Annotated in this window: 14 protein-coding genes and 1 tRNA gene; 4 read left to right on the top strand and 11 right to left on the bottom strand. The window is 73.0% G+C overall.

Annotated features, from left to right (window positions below; genetic code table 11):
- Positions 1-38: 38 nt before the first annotated feature.
- From pth to AB0F03_RS05775, 6 genes are all read right to left on the bottom strand, one after another.
- On the bottom strand, positions 39-641 hold the full coding sequence (pth, locus tag AB0F03_RS05800) for an aminoacyl-tRNA hydrolase (RefSeq protein WP_361986910.1): 603 nt from the start codon (positions 639-641) through the stop codon (positions 39-41).
- Positions 642-716: 75 nt separating this feature from the next.
- Positions 717-1,307, bottom strand: coding sequence for a 50S ribosomal protein L25/general stress protein Ctc (locus AB0F03_RS05795; RefSeq protein ID WP_361986908.1), 591 nt, complete (start codon positions 1,305-1,307; stop codon positions 717-719).
- Positions 1,308-1,512: 205 nt separating this feature from the next.
- On the bottom strand, positions 1,513-2,493 hold the full coding sequence (locus tag AB0F03_RS05790; protein WP_361986907.1) for a ribose-phosphate diphosphokinase: 981 nt from the start codon (positions 2,491-2,493) through the stop codon (positions 1,513-1,515).
- A gap of 153 nt (positions 2,494-2,646) precedes the next feature.
- Positions 2,647-4,095: a bifunctional UDP-N-acetylglucosamine diphosphorylase/glucosamine-1-phosphate N-acetyltransferase GlmU gene (gene glmU, locus AB0F03_RS05785; RefSeq protein ID WP_361986905.1), complete on the bottom strand. Its 1,449-nt coding sequence runs from the start codon at positions 4,093-4,095 to the stop codon at positions 2,647-2,649.
- A 112-nt stretch (positions 4,096-4,207) separates the two neighbouring features.
- A tRNA-Gln gene (locus tag AB0F03_RS05780) sits at positions 4,208-4,282 on the bottom strand.
- A gap of 29 nt (positions 4,283-4,311) precedes the next feature.
- Entirely contained in the window at positions 4,312-5,169 is an 858-nt protein-coding gene (locus AB0F03_RS05775; protein WP_361986903.1) for a hypothetical protein, read from the bottom strand.
- Positions 5,170-5,336: 167 nt separating this feature from the next.
- Between AB0F03_RS05775 and AB0F03_RS05770 the strand changes: the two genes are divergently transcribed.
- Positions 5,337-6,650 (top strand): histidine kinase, encoded by a 1,314-nt coding sequence (locus AB0F03_RS05770; RefSeq protein ID WP_361986902.1) that lies wholly within the window; start codon positions 5,337-5,339, stop codon positions 6,648-6,650.
- 123 nt (positions 6,651-6,773) lie between these two features.
- Here AB0F03_RS05770 and AB0F03_RS05765 read toward each other — a convergent pair whose 3' ends face one another.
- On the bottom strand, positions 6,774-7,307 hold the full coding sequence (locus AB0F03_RS05765) for an SUKH-3 domain-containing protein (RefSeq protein WP_361986900.1): 534 nt from the start codon (positions 7,305-7,307) through the stop codon (positions 6,774-6,776).
- Between the two features lie 122 nt (positions 7,308-7,429).
- The gene (locus AB0F03_RS05760) at positions 7,430-7,945 is read right to left on the bottom strand and encodes a YwqJ-related putative deaminase (protein WP_361986898.1); all 516 of its coding nucleotides are present in this window, start codon (positions 7,943-7,945) and stop codon (positions 7,430-7,432) included.
- Between the two features lie 286 nt (positions 7,946-8,231).
- On the opposite strand from AB0F03_RS05760, the gene AB0F03_RS05755 reads away from it, so the two are divergent.
- The 3 genes from AB0F03_RS05755 to AB0F03_RS05745 all read left to right on the top strand — a co-directional run bounded on the left by AB0F03_RS05755 (position 8,232) and on the right by AB0F03_RS05745 (position 13,145).
- Positions 8,232-9,272 carry an SMI1/KNR4 family protein gene (locus AB0F03_RS05755; RefSeq protein ID WP_361986896.1) on the top strand — a complete coding sequence of 347 codons (1,041 nt, stop codon included), beginning with the start codon at positions 8,232-8,234 and terminating at the stop codon, positions 9,270-9,272.
- Positions 9,273-9,282: 10 nt separating this feature from the next.
- Positions 9,283-12,042: an SUKH-4 family immunity protein gene (locus AB0F03_RS05750; RefSeq protein ID WP_361986894.1), complete on the top strand. Its 2,760-nt coding sequence runs from the start codon at positions 9,283-9,285 to the stop codon at positions 12,040-12,042.
- Positions 12,043-12,257: 215 nt separating this feature from the next.
- On the top strand, positions 12,258-13,145 hold the full coding sequence (locus tag AB0F03_RS05745) for a cellulose-binding protein (protein ID WP_361986892.1): 888 nt from the start codon (positions 12,258-12,260) through the stop codon (positions 13,143-13,145).
- A 23-nt stretch (positions 13,146-13,168) separates the two neighbouring features.
- On the opposite strand, the gene AB0F03_RS05740 is transcribed toward AB0F03_RS05745, so the two are convergent.
- From AB0F03_RS05740 to AB0F03_RS05730, 3 genes are all read right to left on the bottom strand, one after another.
- Positions 13,169-14,806: a cation acetate symporter gene (locus AB0F03_RS05740; RefSeq protein ID WP_361986890.1), complete on the bottom strand. Its 1,638-nt coding sequence runs from the start codon at positions 14,804-14,806 to the stop codon at positions 13,169-13,171.
- Entirely contained in the window at positions 14,803-15,210 is a 408-nt protein-coding gene (locus AB0F03_RS05735; RefSeq protein ID WP_361986888.1) for a DUF485 domain-containing protein, read from the bottom strand. Before AB0F03_RS05735 ends, AB0F03_RS05740 begins: the two co-directional genes overlap by 4 nt.
- Before the next feature lie 179 nt (positions 15,211-15,389).
- Positions 15,390-16,886 (bottom strand): MFS transporter, encoded by a 1,497-nt coding sequence (locus AB0F03_RS05730; protein ID WP_361986886.1) that lies wholly within the window; start codon positions 16,884-16,886, stop codon positions 15,390-15,392.
- Positions 16,887-16,934: the final 48 nt, after the last annotated feature.

The following is a 16,934-nucleotide window of genomic DNA, read 5'->3' as shown; positions in this document are numbered from 1 at the left end:
CGGAAATCGCACGACACCCGGAGCCCGCGTCCGCGGCCTCAGGAGTTGTACGTGCTCTGCGCCCGCTCCAGCCCCTCGATCACCAGGGCCTCCACCGCGTCCGCCGCACGGTCCACGAAGTAGCCCAGCTCCTTGCGCTCCCCCGGGGAGAAGTCCTTCAGCACGAAGTCCGCGACCTGCATCCGCCCCGGCGGCCGGCCGATCCCGAACCGCACCCGGTGATAACCCGGCCCCATCGCCTTCGTCATCGACTTCAGACCGTTGTGCCCGTTGTCGCCGCCACCCAGCTTCAGCCGCAGCGTGCCGTAGTCGATGTCCAGCTCGTCATGGACCGCCACGACGTTCGCCGGCGGCACCTTGTAGAAGTCCTTCAGCGCGTTCACCGGACCGCCGGACAGGTTCATGTACGACATCGGCTTCGCCAGGATCACCCGGCGGTTCGCCGGCCCCACCGGACCGATCCGCCCCTCCAGGACCTGCGCCTGCGCCTTGCCCGCCCGCTTGAACTTCCCCCCGATCCGCTCCGCGAGCAGGTCGGCCACCATGAAACCGACGTTGTGCCGGTTCATGGCGTACTCCGGCCCGGGATTACCGAGCCCGACGATGAGCCAGGGCTCGCTGGCGGGAGTGGTCACGTCCATCTCTCCTCGATACACGCCAGCCGCCGCTCCCGGCGAGGGAAGCGGCGGCTGACCGGTTGACGACGACGGCGAGGATCAGGCCTCGGCCGCCTCCTCGCCCTCGGCCTCGCCCGCGGACTCCTCGGCCTGCGCGGCCAGGACCTGGAGGACGACCGTGTCACCGTCGACGGCCAGCGTGGTGCCGGACGGGAGCGGGATGTCCTTGGCGAGGACGGAGGCACCGGCCTCCAGGCCCTCGATGGAGACGGTGACCGACTCGGGGATGTGCGTGGCCTCGGTCTCCACCGGCACGGTGTTCAGCACGTGCTCCAGCAGGTTGCCACCCGGGGCCAGCTCGCCCTCGGTGTGCACGTAGATCTCGACGTTGACCTTCTCGCCCCGCTTCACCAGCTGGAGGTCGACGTGCTCCAGGAAGCCCTTGACCGCGTCACGCTGCACGGCCTTCGGGATCGCCAGCTCGTTGGACTTGCCGTCGATGTCCAGGGAGATCAGGACGTTCGGCGTACGCAGCGCCAGCAGCAGCTCGTGGCCCGGGAGGGTCAGGTGCAGCGGGTCGGAACCGTGGCCGTACAGCACACCGGGAACCTTGTTGTCACGGCGGATACGACGGGCGGCACCCTTGCCGAACTCGGTGCGGGTCTCGGCGGCGAGCTTGACCTCGGACATACGGATCACTCCTCGTAGAACTAGGAACGGACGTGGTCACCCGGCCACGAACGGCCTGCTACGAAGAGCGCGTCGATAACGGACCACCGTGTTCGCGGAAACGGACACGGCCTCCCTCGCCGAGCAACTCGTGCAGTTTACTCGGAAAGGGAGGCCGCACCCAAAAGGATCAACGGCTAACGCCGGCGACGACCGTGCAGAAACCTCACTGCTCGTCGAAGAGGCTGGTCACCGAGCCGTCCTCGAACACCTCACGCACCGCGCTCGCGATCGTCGTGGCGATCGACAGCACCGTGATCTTGTCCAGATCCACCGCCAGCTCACCCGGCGTCGGCAGCGTGTCCGTGAAGATGAACTCACTCACCCGCGAGTTCTTCAGCCGGTCCGCCGCCGGACCCGACAGCACACCGTGCGTCGCCGTCACGATGACGTCCTCCGCACCGTGCGCGAACAGCGCGTCCGCCGCCGCACAGATCGTCCCACCCGTGTCGATCATGTCGTCGACCAGGACACACACCCGGCCCTCGACCTCACCCACGACCTCGTGGACGGTCACCTGGTTCGCCACGTCCTTGTCACGCCGCTTGTGCACGATCGCCAGCGGCGCACCGAGCCGGTCGCACCACCGGTCCGCCACCCGCACCCGGCCCGCGTCCGGCGAGACCACCGTCAGCTTGTTCCGGTCCACCTTGCGGCCCACGTAGTCCGCCAGCAGCGGCAACGCGAACAGATGATCCACCGGACCGTCGAAGAAGCCCTGGATCTGGTCCGTGTGCAGATCCACGGTCAGGATCCGGTCCGCACCCGCCGTCTTCATCAGATCGGCGATCAGACGCGCCGAGATCGGTTCACGGCCCCGGTGCTTCTTGTCCTGCCGCGCGTAACCGTAGAACGGCACGATCACCGTGATGGAACGAGCCGACGCACGCTTCAGCGCGTCGATCATGATCAGCTGCTCCATGATCCACTTGTTGATCGGAGCCGTGTGGCTCTGGATCAGGAAGCAGTCCGCACCACGAGCCGACTCCTGGTAACGGACGTAGATCTCACCGTTCGCGAAGTCGAAGGCCTTCGTCGGGACGACCCCGACACCCAGCTGCTGGGCGACCTCCTTGGCAAGCTCGGGGTGGGCGCGGCCGGAGAAGAACATCAACTTCTTCTCGCCGGTCGTCTTGATCCCGGTCACAGCACTGTCTCCTCAGAGGTTGTCTCAGCCAGCCGGCTGCTCTTCGACCTCTCGGCTGGGCGTGAGAAGCCGTATCAGCTGGTAAGGGTGGGGGCGCACGTGTGCGGATGTGCACTTATCACGGTACGCCGTGTTCGGGGCACCCGTTCGCGCTCAGTCCTCGCCCTCACCCCGCCGCGACGCCGCCTCGGCCGCCTTCGCCGCCGCACTCCCCGGACGCTTCCGCGCCACCCAGCCCTCGATATTCCGCTGCTGGCCCCGGGCCACGGCCAGCGAACCCGCCGGCACATCCTTCGTGATCACCGACCCCGCAGCGGTGTAAGCACCGTCCCCGACCGTGACAGGAGCCACAAACATGTTGTCCGAACCCGTCCGGCAGTGCGACCCGACCGTCGTGTGGTGCTTGTCCTGACCGTCGTAGTTCACGAACACACTCGCCGCCCCGATGTTCGTGTACTCACCGATCGTCGCGTCCCCCACGTACGACAGATGCGGAACCTTGGTCCCCTCACCGATCGACGCGTTCTTCGTCTCCACGTACGTCCCGATCTTGCCCTTCGCACCCAGCCGCGTCCCCGGACGCAGATACGCGTACGGCCCCACGACCGCCCGCGCACCGATCCGCGCCCCCTCCGCCACCGAGTTGTCCAGGCGCGCCCCCGCACCCACCAGCGTGTCCCTCAGCCGGCTGTTCGGCCCCACCTCGCACCCCTCACCGAGATGCGTCGACCCGGCCAGCTGCGTCCCCGGATGCACGACGACGTCCCGCTCGAAGGACACCGTCACATCCACCCACGTGGTCGCCGGATCCACCACCGTCACCCCGTCCAGCATCGCCCGCGTCAGCAGCCGGTCGTTCAGGATCCGCCGCGCCTGCGCCAACTGCACCCGGTTGTTGATCCCGGCGATCTCCCGGTGATCACCGGCCACCGACGCCCCCACCCGGTGCCCGGCCTCCCGCAGGATCCCCAGCACGTCCGTGAGGTACTCCTCACCCTGGCTGTTGTCCGTCCGCACCCGCTTCAACGCGTACGCCAGCAACGGCCCGTCGAACGCGAACACCCCGCTGTTGATCTCCTGGATCGCCCGCTGCTCCACGGTCGCGTCCTTGTGCTCCACGATCGCGGTGACCGCCCCCGTCGCCCCGTCCCGCACGATCCGGCCGTACCCGGTGGCGTCCGGCACCTCGGCCGTCAGCACGGTCACCGCGTTGCCGTCCGCCCGGTGCGTCTCCGCGAGCCGCCGCAGCGTGTCCCCCGTGAGCAGCGGGGTGTCCCCGCACACGACGACGACCGTGCCGTCCACGGTCCCGCCCAGCTCCTCCAGGCCCATCCGTACGGCGTGTCCGGTGCCGTTCTGCTCCGACTGCACGGCCGTACGCACATCCGGGTCGATCTCCGTCAGATGCGCGGTGACCTGCTCCCGGGCGTGGCCCACCACGACGACCAGGCTCTGCGGGTCCAACTCGCGCGCGGAGGCCAGCACATGTCCGACCAGGGAGCGGCCGCAGAGCTGGTGGAGGACCTTGGGTGTGGCCGACTTCATACGGGTGCCCTCACCCGCGGCGAGAACGACGACGGCGGCCGGGCGGATGGCGCTCACGGGGTTGCCCTTCGGCTCTGGATGGGTGGGGGTGACAGCCGCAGGATACCGGGGCGGGTTGGGGGAGAAATGAGTGCGGGCCCTGACGGTGAGGTCAGGGCCCGGTCGTGCGTGGCTCCCCTGCCAGGACTCGAACCTGGAACAAATCATCCAAAGTGACCCGTGTTGCCGATTACACCACAGGGGAGTGTGTAAGCCTCCCGAGCGGACATTTGGTCAGTCCGTGGAGGCCGCGGCACCTACTATGCCGCACCACGAGCCCTCGATGCGACGGTACAAGTCGGCACCCTTCAGGACTTTGATCACGAGACAGCCGCGGTAGCCCTCACCGGTGTTCTTGCGGACCGTCCTGGGGTTGTGCTTCTTGAGGGTGGTCTTGTTGAAGGCGGAGGTGCCGGCGCCGACGAGGTCGGCCCAGTACCGCTCGGCCCCGGCCACGTCGGCGTTCTCATGGATCGTCACCGTGTAGCGGATGCGGTCGCGCTCCACTCCGACGAGGCGCAGCCAGGCGAGGAACACCCTGATCATGCCGGGGTCGCTGTTGACGAAGACGACGCACTCCCGGCGGTCGTAGGGCTTGTCCTTGCCGCCCTCGGCCCAGTAGAGGCCGACGCCGATCAGGAACAGCTCGCGGTCGGAGAGTTCGCCGACGGCTGCCGCGGCCCGCTGTTTGGTCGCGGCGCGTTCGCGGTCCCGCGCCGCCCGCATGGCCGCGAGGCCCTCGTTCATCAGGGCCCGCTGCTCCTCGGGCGTGTAGCGCGGTTCCGGCTTCGGCAGGTCCCGTACCCAGAGGGAGGCCGAGCTGCGCGAGCACCCCAGCTCCGCCTGGATCCGGTCGTACGTCCAGCCTTGGCGCCGCAGCTCCCGCGCCCTCTCCCGCAGGCCGTCCTTCGCGTTCGGGCGCCGCGTCCGTTCCGGCGGCGGTTCCCCCTTCACCAGCTGGTTGAGGGTGTCGTTGTTGAAGACCTTCAGCTCGTCCCGGATCTGCCGGAGGCTGTGACCCGCCCGTCGCAGGGCGACCGCCCGCTCGCGCAGGGACTCGAAGTCGGTGGGTGTGCCGGGTGTGGGTGTCATATGCATACCGTCCGGGTGGAATGTCGGGTTCCGGGGGCGGGCGGGGACGGTTCACCAGTTCGGGGGATAGCGGTCGGTTTCGAGGGTCGTTCGGTTACGGAGTGTGGTGTGTGGAGGTAGGGGAAACTCACCGGAAAAGCCGCACCTCCCGCCCGTAGGCTGGGTGTATGACCATGACGGGGGAAGACCACGCCAGGGCCCTGACCGGCCCCTGGTGGTGGGCCAGGTGGCGCAGCGCGGTGCTCGACGGGAGTGTCGCGCTGGTGTCCGCCGTGGAGTGCGGTGCGGAGGGGATCCCGTTCGCCCGGGACGCGGGTGTCCCGGTGTGGGTGGGGATCGTGTTCGGGGTGATCGCCGGGTCGGTGCTGTTGCTGCGGCGGAAGTGGCCGATCGCGGTGGTGCTGGTGGCGATCGCGATCACGCCGGCGCAGATGGGGTTCCTGCTGGGGGTCGTGGGCCTGTACACGCTCGCCGCGTGTGAGCTGCCGCGGCGGGTCCTCGCCGCGCTGGCGGGGATGTCGCTGCTGGGGACGGCGGTGGTGACGTTCGTGCGGGTGCGGCAGGACATGGCGCGGGGGGATCTGACGCTCGGTGACTGGTTCCTGCCGTTCGCCTCGGTGACGACGGCGCTGGGCCTGACGGCTCCGCCGTTGCTGCTGGGTCTGTACGTGGGGGCGCGGCGGCGGTTGATGGAGAGTCTGCGGGAGCGGGCGGATTCGCTGGAGCGGGAGTTGCAGCTGCTCGCGGAGCGGGCGGAGGAGCGGGCCGAGTGGGCGCGTAACGAGGAGCGGACGCGGATCGCGCGGGAGATGCATGACGTGGTCGCGCACCGGGTGAGTCTGATGGTGGTGCACGCGGCGGCGCTTCAGGCGGTGGCGCGGAAGGATCCGGAGAAGGCGGTGCGGAATGCCGCGCTGGTGGGGGACATGGGGCGGCAGGCGCTGACCGAGTTGCGGGAGATGCTCGGGGTGTTGCGGGCGGGGGAGGGTGTGGGCCGGCGGGCCGCTTCGGCGTCGTCGCTGGCGGCGGTGGGGGAGGCGGCCGCGGCGGCGGCTTCGCGGGTGGCGGAGGCGGAGGGGGCGATGGAGGGTCCCTGGCTGTCGGAGCTGGAGGAGTTGGTGGGGCAGTCGGCCGCGGCGGGGATGGTGGTGGATCTGTCGGTGCAGGGGGAGGTGCGGTCGTACGCGGTGGAGGTGGAGCAGACGGCGTACCGGGTGGTGCAGGAGGCGCTGACGAACGTCCACAAGCACGCGGCGGGCGCGAAGACGTATGTGCGGCTGGCGCACCGGGTGTCGGAGATCGCGATGCAGGTGGAGAACGAGCCGCCGCCGGAGCCCGCGTCGGCGTCGGCGGGGCTGCCGTCGGGTGGGAACGGGCTGGTGGGGATGCGGGAGCGGGTCGCGGCGCTGGGCGGGGTGTTCGTGTCGGGGCCGACGGACGGGGGCGGGTTCCGGGTGTCGGCGGTGATTCCGGCGGTGTAGGGCGGGCCGCCGGCGGGGTTTCCGGCGGTGTGCGGTGTGCCCTGCGGGTGTGCGTGTGCGTGTGCGTGTGCGGTGCGGCGGGCGTCGGCCGTGGTGCCGGTGGTGCGGGGCGGGTACGGGTGTTCAGCCCGCGGTGAGGCGTACGGGCGGGATGCCGGTGATGAGGGTGGTCAGGGCGTGGTCGATGTCGGGACCGAGGTACCAGTCGCCGGTGTGGTCGACGGTGTAGACGCGGCCTTCGCTGTCGATGGCGAGGACGGCGGCGGTGTCGGTCTCCTCGCCGAGGGGGCACAGCTCGGTGCCGAGGGCGCGCCCGAGGTCGCCGAGGGTGCGGGCGAGGTGGAGGCCGTGCAGGGGGTCGAGGCGGAGGGCGGCGGGGGCGATCTGCCGGCCGGGGCCGGCGGGGGTGATGTCGAGTCCGCCGAACTCGGCCCAGGCCTCGACGGCGGCGGGGAAGACGGCGTGCCGGTGGCCTGCGGGTGAGGCGTGTTCGCGCAGGGTGTCGGCCCAGATCTCGGCCTGCACTATGTCCCAGCGTCCGGGGTGCCAGCCGGCGGCGCGCAGGGCGGCGTCGACGGGCACGGAGAAGCGTGTGGAGGACCCCGCCGGGGTGCGGGGGGCCGGGGGCTGGGGGGTGGAGGCGCGGTCGGGGTGCATCTGCCCTTAGTTCGTCGTGCTCGCGGGGTCGTGCCGGTGCGGCGGGTTGGCGGCGGTTCTGGCGGCGGGTTCTGTCGTGGTGGGCCGGGGTGGCCGGCCGTCGGTCGTGGCGGGCGGGGTGGTCAGCCGTCGGCCGGGGTGGGGTCGACGATGCGGACGCCGAAGTGGGCGCTGAGGGCGGTGCAGGCGCGGCAGGGGGCGGCGAAGCTGCCGTGGAGGGGGTCGCCGTCCTCGCGTATGCGGCGGGCGGTGAGCTTGGCGTGTCTGAGGGCCTTGCGGGCCTCGCCGTTGGTCATGGGTCTGCGGGCGGCGCGTTTGCTGCGGGCGGCGTCGGCGGTGGTGAGGTGCCGGGAGATGAGGATGGTCTCGGCGCAGCGTCCGGTGAAGCGGTCGCGCTGGCCGCTGGTGAGGGTGTCGAGGAAGTCCTGGACCAGGGGGTGCAGGGCGGCGGGCCGGTCGCTGCGGGTGGCGGTGCCGGTGAGGGTGGCGCCGCGGACGGAGAGGGCGGCGGCGACGGTGGGCAGGATGCCGTCGCGGCGGTGCTGGAGGGTGGGGGCGGGGGGTGTGCCGGTGGCGCTCCAGCCGATGCGGGGGTCGCCGGCCCGTACGTCGGCACTTCCGGTCTGCAACGCGTTCATGATCGTTCTACCTCCCCTGGCGTCCCCTGGAGGACACAGGGTGCCAAATGCCGTGGCTCGTGGGGAAGCTGGGGCGGCGCGACACGCCCGTGGGGAGGTGTGCGGTGACGGTGGGGTGACGGCTGGTCACTCATCCGGATGAGAGGCCCCGGATGCGCGGGGTGCGGGGGTGGTGGCGGGGATGCGGTGGGCCGGTGACCGTGGTGGGCGCACCGCATAGGCTGTCGCCGTCCGCGATCGACACCGCCGTTCAGGCGCACAGACAACGCCGCAGGGGGCAACCGCCATGACGACAGGTCGGCTCGGGCTGGGGGCTCCGCCCAGCCGCCAGGCCGGGGGACGGGCCGCGCCGCCGAACGCGGCCTACGCCGGGCAGACCGTGCACTTCCCGGATCCGGTGCGGGCGGCGCGTCACCCGAGAGGAGTACGGGTCAACGAGCACGGCTATCCCGATTTCTCGCCGTACGCGCGCGTGGCGGTGGAGATCGCCGAGCCTCCGGAGGGGTTCGGGGTGGACGAGCTGCGGCTGACGGACTACGTGTCGGCGAACGCCGCGCTGGCGGCGCAGGGCCACGCGTTGTGGGACACGGTGCCGGCTGTGGCGACGCCGCACGGCTGGACGTGGCATCACGTGGCGGGCACGCGGCGGCTGGAGCTGGTACCGGTCGAGGTCAAGGCGTTGCTGCGGCACCACGGTGGGGTGGCGACGGCGCCGGTGGACCACGGCAAGCGGGGGACGCGGCCGTTGCAGGAGGTGCGGCCGGCGCACTTCCGCCTGCCGAAGTCGGGTGTGGCGGTGCCGGAGGCGCAGGTGCAGGGGCTGGAGGAGGACCTGGGCTACCGGCTCCCCGGCGCGTACCGCTCGTTCCTGAAGGCGGCGGGCGGTTGCGCGCCCGTCGGCGCGGCGCTGGACGCCGAGCTGGGGCTGCTCCTGGACCAGCCGTTCTTCACGGTGCGGGACGAGGCGGCGGTCAACGACCTGGCGTACGTGAACAAGTGCCTGCGCGACCATCTGACGAAGGACTACCTGGGTGTCGTCTTCGTGCAGGGCGGTCTGCTCGCGGTGAAGGTGAAGGGCGAGCGGGCCGGTTCGGTGTGGTTCTGCGCGTACGACGATGTGCGGGACGTGGATCCGTCGTGGTCGCCGGCGGAGCGGGTGGAGCGCCTGCTGCTGCCGTGCGGTGACGACTTCGACGCCTTCCTGTCCCGGCTGGCCGGCCATCCGCCGGAGCTGGAGACGGTGGCGGACCTGATGGTCGACGGCGGTTTCGCGCGTGCCGTCCCGGTGTCTTCCGGTCCGGCGTCGCCGGGCCCGGCGGGGGAGTGAGCTGACGACGATGGTGACGTACGCGCAGGCGCAGGAGCGCGCCGAGGAGTGGGTCAACGGCGATGTGCCGGCGTACCAGCACCGTGAGGTGCGGGTGCGGGAGTTCGAGCTGGGTTTCGTGGTGTGGGGTGAGGACCGGGCGGAGGGGCCGCGGTCCGACGCGGGCGGCCAGCGTCTGGTCATCGCCCGGGACAGCGGGGAGGCGACGCTGTGGCCCGCTCTGCCGGTGGGTGAGGTGATCCGCCGGTACGAGGAGGAGTACGGCCGCCCCGACGGGCCCGAGGACGCGGTGCCGGCGGCTGCCGCCCGGGTGGACCTGAACCAGACGTCGTTCCTGCTGACTCCGCCGGAGTGGTTGCAGGAGGCGGCGGACAAGCTGGGCGTGGGATCCGGCTCCGGTGCGGATGCGGCGGGTACCGCGGGTGCGGCTCCGGGTCCGGCTTCTGCCGCGGTGGGTTCTGGAGCGGTGGGTTCTGACGGGGCGCCGGGTGCGGTGTCCTTCGGTGGGGACGCGCCGGCGCGGACCCAGGCCGGGGTGCCCGGGCCGGTGGACGTGCCCGCGGGGGCCACACCCTGGGCCGGCACCGACACGAACGCGGACGGTGGCGAGGACGACCGTTCGGTGCCGCTGCCCGCGACGGTGTTCGCGCCGCCGTTGAGCGACCAGGGCGCCCCGCCGCGCCCGCCGATGGCCGCGCCGGACGCGCCGACGGCGCTGATGTCGGGCGGTAGCCAACTGCCGCCGACGGCGGTCGCACCGGCGCTCGACGCGTCGATCGTGCCGGGCGCGCAGGACGTTCCGCCGGGCGCCCCCGCAGACGCGTCCGCGGCCGGCGCCACGTCGGGCGGCCCGCGGGGCAGCACGCCCCCGCCCCCGCCCGGCGCGCCGGTGTACGGCACCCCGCCGGCGGCCCCGGGTACGCCGCCCGCGCCTCCCACGGGCGCGCCGGGCGGGCCGTCGTACGGCTACCCGCAGGGCGCCGGTCCCCAGGACGCCGCGGGGTACGGCTACCCGCTGGCGCCCGCCGGGCCGGGCGCGCCGGGGCGGCAGCTCGCGCCGAACGCCGGGGACATCGCGGACGCCGCGACGAGCAAGGCGGCGCCGCCGCCGAAGAAGGCGCGCGGTGGAGCGGGAGCACCTCCGCCGCCGCCGGGCGTCCCCGGTCTGCCGGGCGCACGCCCGGGGAACACGGCGACGCCGCCCGCGGGCGGGTATGTGCCGACGCAGCTCGTCTCGGCGCTCGGGCCGGAGGGGCCCGGGGGGCCGGAGGGGCTCACCGGGGCCGAGGGCCAGGGCGGTGCGGGCGCGCCGAACGCTCCGGGCGCCCCCCGTCCGCCTGTCGCGCCCCCGGGTGCCGCGGGCGGTACGCCTCCGGGTGGCGTCCACCACGCGGCCACGATGCTGGCCGGCCCCGGCCGGACGGGCGGCAGCGGCGTTCCCCAGGCGCCGGGTGGCCCGGCCGCTCCGCCCGGCGCCCCCGCAGTTCCGGGGATGCCCGACCACCCCGGCGCACCCCAGCCTCCGGGCGCTCCCGGTGCCCCCGGTGGGGCTCACGGTGCCATGCACCATGCAGAGACCGTGCTGTCCGCGCCGCCGCCGTCCGGACCCGGCATGCCCCCGCCGCCCGCCCCCGGCGCGCTCGGTGTGCCGGGCGCCCCGCCGATGCCGCCCGGTGCGATGCCGCCGCCGGGTGCGATGCCGCCGCCGGGTGCGATGCCCCCGCCCGGTGCGATGCCGCCGCCCGGTGGGCCGTTGCCGGGGCAGGCCGGGGCGTACGGGTATCCGCAGCAGGGGCTGCCGACGGTGGGCCCCGGCTATCAGGCGGTGCTGCGCTACCGCGCGCAGGACGGTTCGGAGCAGCAGCTGATCCGGCGTTCGGCGCCGGGTACGCCGCACCCGGAGTGGCAGATCTTCCATGAGCTGCGGGCGATGAACGTACCCCCGGACCAGGTGCTGGAGCTGCACACGGAGCTGGAGTCGTGCGAGCTGCCGGGCGCCTACTGCGCGCGGATGATCCGGGAGCAGTGGCCGCAGGCGCGGATCGCGAGCATCGCGCCGTACGGTACGGATCACGCGAGCCGGCAGCAGGGCATGCGGCAGCTGCTGGCGCACCAGGGCGAGTTGCATCAGGTGGCGGACGGTCCCGCGCGGCCGGCGCCGGTGCGGGCGCCGCTGCCGCCGGTGCAGGCCGTGCCGCCCGTCCCGCCGGAGGGGATCGCGCAGGAGCTGGCCGCGGCGTTCGGGCCGGGGGTCTTCCGGTTCGAGCAGCAGGCCGTCTCCCGGCAGGGTGTGCCGCCGGTGGTGGCGCACACGCTGGTGGTGGCGGGGCTGCCGCTGGACATGGGCCCGTTCTTCTGGGCGCAGGCGCAGCCGGGCCGTCCGGTGCCGACACTGGCGGAGCTGGCGGCGGAGCGCAGGGTGCAGCCGGCCGCGGACGCGGGTTCGTACCTCGTCATGGGCACGGACTTCGGCAAGGCGGTCTGTGTGCAGTACGGGACGGCGAACATCGTGGCCGTGCCCGTGGAGGCGGGGCCGGGCGGGGCGCCGGTGCCGCCGCAGTTCGTGAACACCGGGCTGCCGGAGTTCGTCCGCTGCCTGGCCCTGCTGGGCCGGATGTGGCGGCTGCGGTACGGGCTGAACCAGGAGCAGGCGGGCCGCTGGACCGTCGACTTCCAGGCGCAGCTCGCGGCCCTGGACCCGGCGGCGCTCGGGTCGCCGGAGAGCTGGTGGTCGGTGCTGCTGGAGCAGATGTGGGACGGACTGCTGTAGCGGGCTCCGGCCGGGTGTGAGCCCTCGTGCCCTTCACGCGCGCGCGTGAAGGGCATGAGGTGTTTTCCGGGGGTGTGGGCCGCCGTCGGTGCGGTGTGCGGGACACCGGCCGTGACGGGACTGCGGAGTGTCGCGTTATGAACACTTACGCCCTATCCATCAAGATGTGCGCGAAATCGTCCTGTCGTGTATGTCCGGTGGAGAGGGGTTCCAGGATGAGCAGCGCAGCGATGCCGCCGCACGGCTTCGTGACCGTCCGGGGGCGCGGCTACCGCCCCGACCAGGTCGACGCGTACCTGGAGGCGCTCTCCGAGGACCGCGACGCCGCCTGGGTGCGTGCCGCCCGGCTGACGGTGCTCGCCCGGGAGATGGAGGAGGAGGTCGTACGGCTGCGGGAGACCGTGGCGCAGCTCGCGCCGCAGACGTACGAGACGCTCGGGGAGCCCGCGCGGCGCCTGTTCCAGCTCGCCCTGGAGACGGCCGCTGAGCTGCGGGAACGTACGCGGCGTGAGACCGGGCAGGAGGTCGCGCGGGCCGAGGAGTCGGCCGAGGGCGTGCGCCGGGAGGCGCGGGAGGCCGCGGACGCGGTTCGCGCGGAGGCCGACGAACAGGCCCGCCAGTGCCTCCTCGACGCGCGTGCCGAGGCCGACGGTCATCGGGTGGGTGCCCGGCGCGAGGTGAAGGAGGGGCGCGGGCAGGCGCTCGGGGCGTTGCGCGAGACGCGGCAGCGCATCACCGCGATGCTCGCCGAGCATGCCCGGGAGCAGACCGAACGCTGGGCGGAGGCCGAGCGCGAGGAGGCCGAACGGGTGAGCGCGCTGGACGCCCGGCACGCCGAACGGGTGAGCCGGGCGGAGGGGGAGCTGGCCGCGGCCGAGCGGGCGCTGGTGGAGGCCGGGGAGTACGCGCGCCGCCACGAGGAGGAGGCACACGCGCGTGCCGCGGAGATCGTCGCCGACGCGCGTGTGCACGGGGAGCGCATCGCCCGGGAGACCGAGCAGGTGCTGCGCGAGCACAGTGCGACCTGGGACGACGTCCAGGCGCACATGGACTCCGTACGCGACAGCCTTCTGTCGCTGACCGGCAGGGTGGCGATGGAGTAGCGGCGGGTACGGCGTCCGCGTCGTCAGTCGCCCTTGCGTACCGCCCCCGCCAGGATCCGGGCCTCCACCGCCTCGTACTGGTGCCGCTGCCGTTCGGCACCCGGGCGGCCGGACAGCACCGTGCCCAGCCAGCCGAGGAGGAAGCCGGCCGGGATGGAGACGAGGCCGGTGGTGGTGAACGGGAACCAGTCGAAGTGGGCGTGCGGGAACGCCGAGGTGGGTGAGCCGGAGACGAGCTTGGTGCCCGGCATGAGCAGCAGCACGGTCAGCGAGCCGCCGATCAGGGTGCTCAGCAGTCCGCCGCGGGTGTAGCGGCGCCAGAAGAGGCCGTAGACCAGGGCGGGTGCGAGGGCGGAGGCGCCCAGGCAGAACGAGAGCGTGACCAGGGGCTGGAGGCTGTGGTGCTGCACCAGGGTGGCCAGCAGGATCGTCGGTGCTCCGACGGCGAGCGCCGAGACGCGCGCCAGGGCCGTCTCGCGGCGGGCCGGCATCTCCTGCACCCGGGCGGCGAACACGTCGTGGGCGAGGGAGTTGGCGCAGGCGAGGATCATCCCGGCCACCGAGGCGAGCAGGGTCAGGAAGATCGCGGCGGGGACGAGGGTGAACAGGAACATCTCCCCCGTGGACACGTCGGCGCCGAACACCGCGCGCGAGCCCAGCAGGTACGCGGTGTTGCCCCGCGGGTCGGCCGCGGCGATCGCGGTGCGGCCGACCAGGGCCGTCGCGCCGAACCCGACCACCGTGATGACCAGCACGAACAGGGCGACGATCGACACCGCCCAGGACATCGCGCGGCGCACCTGGCGGGCGCTGGAGGCGGTGTACATGCGCATGGTGACGTGCGGCAGGCAGGCGCCGCCGAGTACGACGGTCAGCTCGGAGGCGATCATGTCGAGGCGGGACGCGGGGGTGGTGCCGAACTCCAGCCCGGAGCGCAGGAACGCGGGCCCGGTGCCGCTCCGCCGTGCCGCGGCGGTGAACAGGGCGCCCGGGTCCCCGTCGAAGCGGCGGAGCACGAGGACGGCGACCAGGATGCCGGAGCCGACGAGCAGCACGATCTTCAGGATCTGGATGAGGGCGGTGCCCTTCATGCCGCCGATCGCGGCGTAGGCGATCATCAGCGCGCCCACTCCCACGACGCATCCGGTCTTCAGGGACTCGCTGGAGAAGCCCAGGATGAACGCCATCAGCTGTCCGGTGCCGGCTAGCTGGACGAGCATCAGCGGCAGCAGGGCGGCGATGGTGACCGCGCAGGCCGCCACGCGTACGCGGCGGCCGGGCAGCCGGCGGGCCAGTGCGTCGCCCATGGTGAACCGGCCGGCGTTGCGCAGTGGTTCGGCGAGCAGGAACATCAGCAGCAGCAGGGACAGGGCCGTGCTGAGGGCGAGGACGACACCGTCGTAACCGCACAGGGCGATGATGCCGCCCGTGCCGAGGACGGTGGCCGCGGAGATGTAGTCGCCAGCGATGGCGAGGCCGTTGCGCAGCGGGGACAGGGAGCCGTAGCCGGTGTAGAACGCGTCGAGGTCGTCCCCGTCGGGGCCGGTGAGCACGCACAGCAGCAGGGTCACCGTGACGACGGTGGAGAAGGCCACCAGGGACATCGCCCGGACGGAGTCGCTGAATCCGGAGAGGGCGGCGATGCCGGCGGCGCTGGTCATCGGCTCGCTCCTCGCCGCACGTCGAGTTCGGTCTGCCTGCGGATGCGGTCGGCGAGCGGGTCGACGCAGCGGCGCGCGGTGGTCTCGTACAGGCCGATCGCCAGCCAGCTGACGGGGAGTTGGACGAGGGCGAGCAGCAGGCCGGCGGGGATGCCGTCGGCGACCGTGCGCGTCATCGCCCCGGGGGCGCACGCGGACAGGACGAGGAACAGCGTGAAGTAGCCCAGCGCGGTGAGCGTGGCGGTGCGGCGCTGCCGGCGGTAGGCGCCGCGCAGGACGCGCAGGTCGCTGTGGTGGCCGAGGGGTTCGCGGAGCGGGCGGCGGGCCGGGCGGGGCGGCTCGGGGAGTACGGGGGGTGCGGGCTGTCGGGGAGGGGTGAGGCGGGGCGGCGGGTCGTAGGACATCCCGGTGCTCCTTGCGTGGCTCGGGTCCGTGGCGACGGACCGCAGGGAGGGGGGAGAGCTGAGCCACGCACGCTACTCGCGCGGTCCGGACCGCGCGGCGTTTTCTCCGAACTGGCCGGTCGGTATGTGCTCACCGCACCAGGACGGCCCGGGACACCCGGGCTCGCCCACGGCACCGCTCACTCCTCGAGCACCGGGAACCGTCGCGGCGCCACGAGGAGCAGGAGCACGAACGCCAGTGCCGCCGCTGCCGCCGCACCGAGGTACACCGCGTGCACCGCCTCCGCGATCGCCCGCCGGGTGGTCTCCGGGGCCGTACCGGCGCGCAGCGCGCGCGTGACGGAGTCCAGGTCGCCCGCCCCACCCAGCCGCGCGGCCAGCACGCCGTTGGCGACGGCGCCGAACAGGGACGCGCCGACGGTCTGCCAGGTCTGCCGGCAGAAGAGCACGGACGCGGTCGTGGTACCCCGCTCCGACCAGCCCACCGTCGACTGCACCCCGACGATCAGCGGCAGCTGGAACAGGCCCAGCGCCCCGCCGAGCAGCAGCATCAGCAGCGTCGGCTGCCACCACGAGCCGGGGTACGGCAGGAAGGGGAACGCGGACAGGATCAGCGCGGCCAGGCCGATGCCGAGCAGTGCGGTGTCGCGGAAGCCGATCCTGCGGTAGACGTGCTGGCTGAGTGCGGCCGTCACCGGCCAGCTCAGCGTCCACACCGACAGCACGAACCCGGCGGCCACCGGCGCGAGCCCGAGCACCGACTGCGCGTACGTCGGCAGGAACACCGCCGGTGCCACCATCAGCAGCCCCAGCGCGCCGAGCGCCAGATTGACGGCGGCGATCGTCCGGCGCCGCCACACCCAGCCCGGGATGACCGGCTCCGCGGCCCGCCGTTCCACCGCGACCACCACGGCGGCCAGGGCGAGGCCGGTGCCGAAGAGGGCCAGGGACGGCGCCGACAGCCACGGCCAGGCCACCCCGCCCTGCACCAGCGCGGTCAGCAGCACCCCGCCGCACGCGAACACCGCCAGCGCGCCGGCCCAGTCCACGCGCGCGTGGCGCGCGTGCCGCCGCTCGGCTTCGTGCAGGTGACGGACGATCAGCCAGAGGGCGGCGGTGCCGACCGGCAGGTTGACCAAGAAGATCCAGCGCCAGTCGGTGTAGGCGGCGAGCACCCCGCCCAGCCCGGGACCGGCCACCGCGGCCACCGCCCACACCGTGGACAGCCTGGACTGGATCTTCGGGCGCTCCGCCAGCGGGTACAGGTCGGCGGCCAGGGTCTGCACCGTGCCCTGCAACGCCCCGCCGCCCAGGCCCTGCACGATCCGGAACGCGATCAGCGCCGCCATGTTCCAGGCCGCCGCGCACAACAGCGAACCCAGCAGGAACACGGCCGCGCCCACCACCAGCACCGGCTTGCGGCCGAAGGTGTCGGACAGCTTGCCGTAGACGGGGAGCGTGACCGTGACGGCGAGCAGATAGCCGGAGAACAGCCACGAGAAGACGGAGAACCCGCCCAGGTCGCCGACGATCTGCGGTACGGCCGTGGCGACGATGGTGGAGTCGAGCGCCGCCAGTGCCATGGCCAGCATCAGGGCGGCGACCACCGCACCCCGCCGGCCGGTGTCCAGCTGCCGCGCGGCCCCGCCGCGTATCGCCGGTGTCGTGCTCCCCACCGCGACTCCCCTCCCGTGGTCCCCGCCGGGTGACGTTCCGTGCCCCCT

It is taken from the genome of Streptomyces sp. NPDC028722 (genome assembly GCF_040637655.1).
Lineage (GTDB): Bacteria > Actinomycetota > Actinomycetes > Streptomycetales > Streptomycetaceae > Streptomyces.
Note: the sequence above shows the minus strand (reverse complement) of the source record. Positions and strands in the feature narration are given on the sequence as shown.

Excerpts from the sequence above, each read along its gene's own strand:
- pth (WP_361986910.1), bottom strand. The coding sequence starts at position 641 with ATGGACGTGACCACTCCCGCCAGCGAGCCCTGGCTCATCGTCGGGCTC.
- AB0F03_RS05795 (WP_361986908.1), bottom strand. The coding sequence starts at position 1,307 with ATGTCCGAGGTCAAGCTCGCCGCCGAGACCCGCACCGAGTTCGGCAAG.
- AB0F03_RS05775 (WP_361986903.1), bottom strand. The coding sequence starts at position 5,169 with ATGACACCCACACCCGGCACACCCACCGACTTCGAGTCCCTGCGCGAG.
- AB0F03_RS05770 (WP_361986902.1), top strand. The coding sequence starts at position 5,337 with ATGACCATGACGGGGGAAGACCACGCCAGGGCCCTGACCGGCCCCTGG.
- AB0F03_RS05765 (WP_361986900.1), bottom strand. The coding sequence starts at position 7,307 with ATGCACCCCGACCGCGCCTCCACCCCCCAGCCCCCGGCCCCCCGCACC.
- AB0F03_RS05760 (WP_361986898.1), bottom strand. The coding sequence starts at position 7,945 with ATGAACGCGTTGCAGACCGGAAGTGCCGACGTACGGGCCGGCGACCCC.
- AB0F03_RS05755 (WP_361986896.1), top strand. The coding sequence starts at position 8,232 with ATGACGACAGGTCGGCTCGGGCTGGGGGCTCCGCCCAGCCGCCAGGCC.
- AB0F03_RS05750 (WP_361986894.1), top strand. The coding sequence starts at position 9,283 with ATGGTGACGTACGCGCAGGCGCAGGAGCGCGCCGAGGAGTGGGTCAAC.
- AB0F03_RS05745 (WP_361986892.1), top strand. The coding sequence starts at position 12,258 with ATGAGCAGCGCAGCGATGCCGCCGCACGGCTTCGTGACCGTCCGGGGG.
- AB0F03_RS05740 (WP_361986890.1), bottom strand. The coding sequence starts at position 14,806 with ATGACCAGCGCCGCCGGCATCGCCGCCCTCTCCGGATTCAGCGACTCC.
- AB0F03_RS05735 (WP_361986888.1), bottom strand. The coding sequence starts at position 15,210 with ATGTCCTACGACCCGCCGCCCCGCCTCACCCCTCCCCGACAGCCCGCA.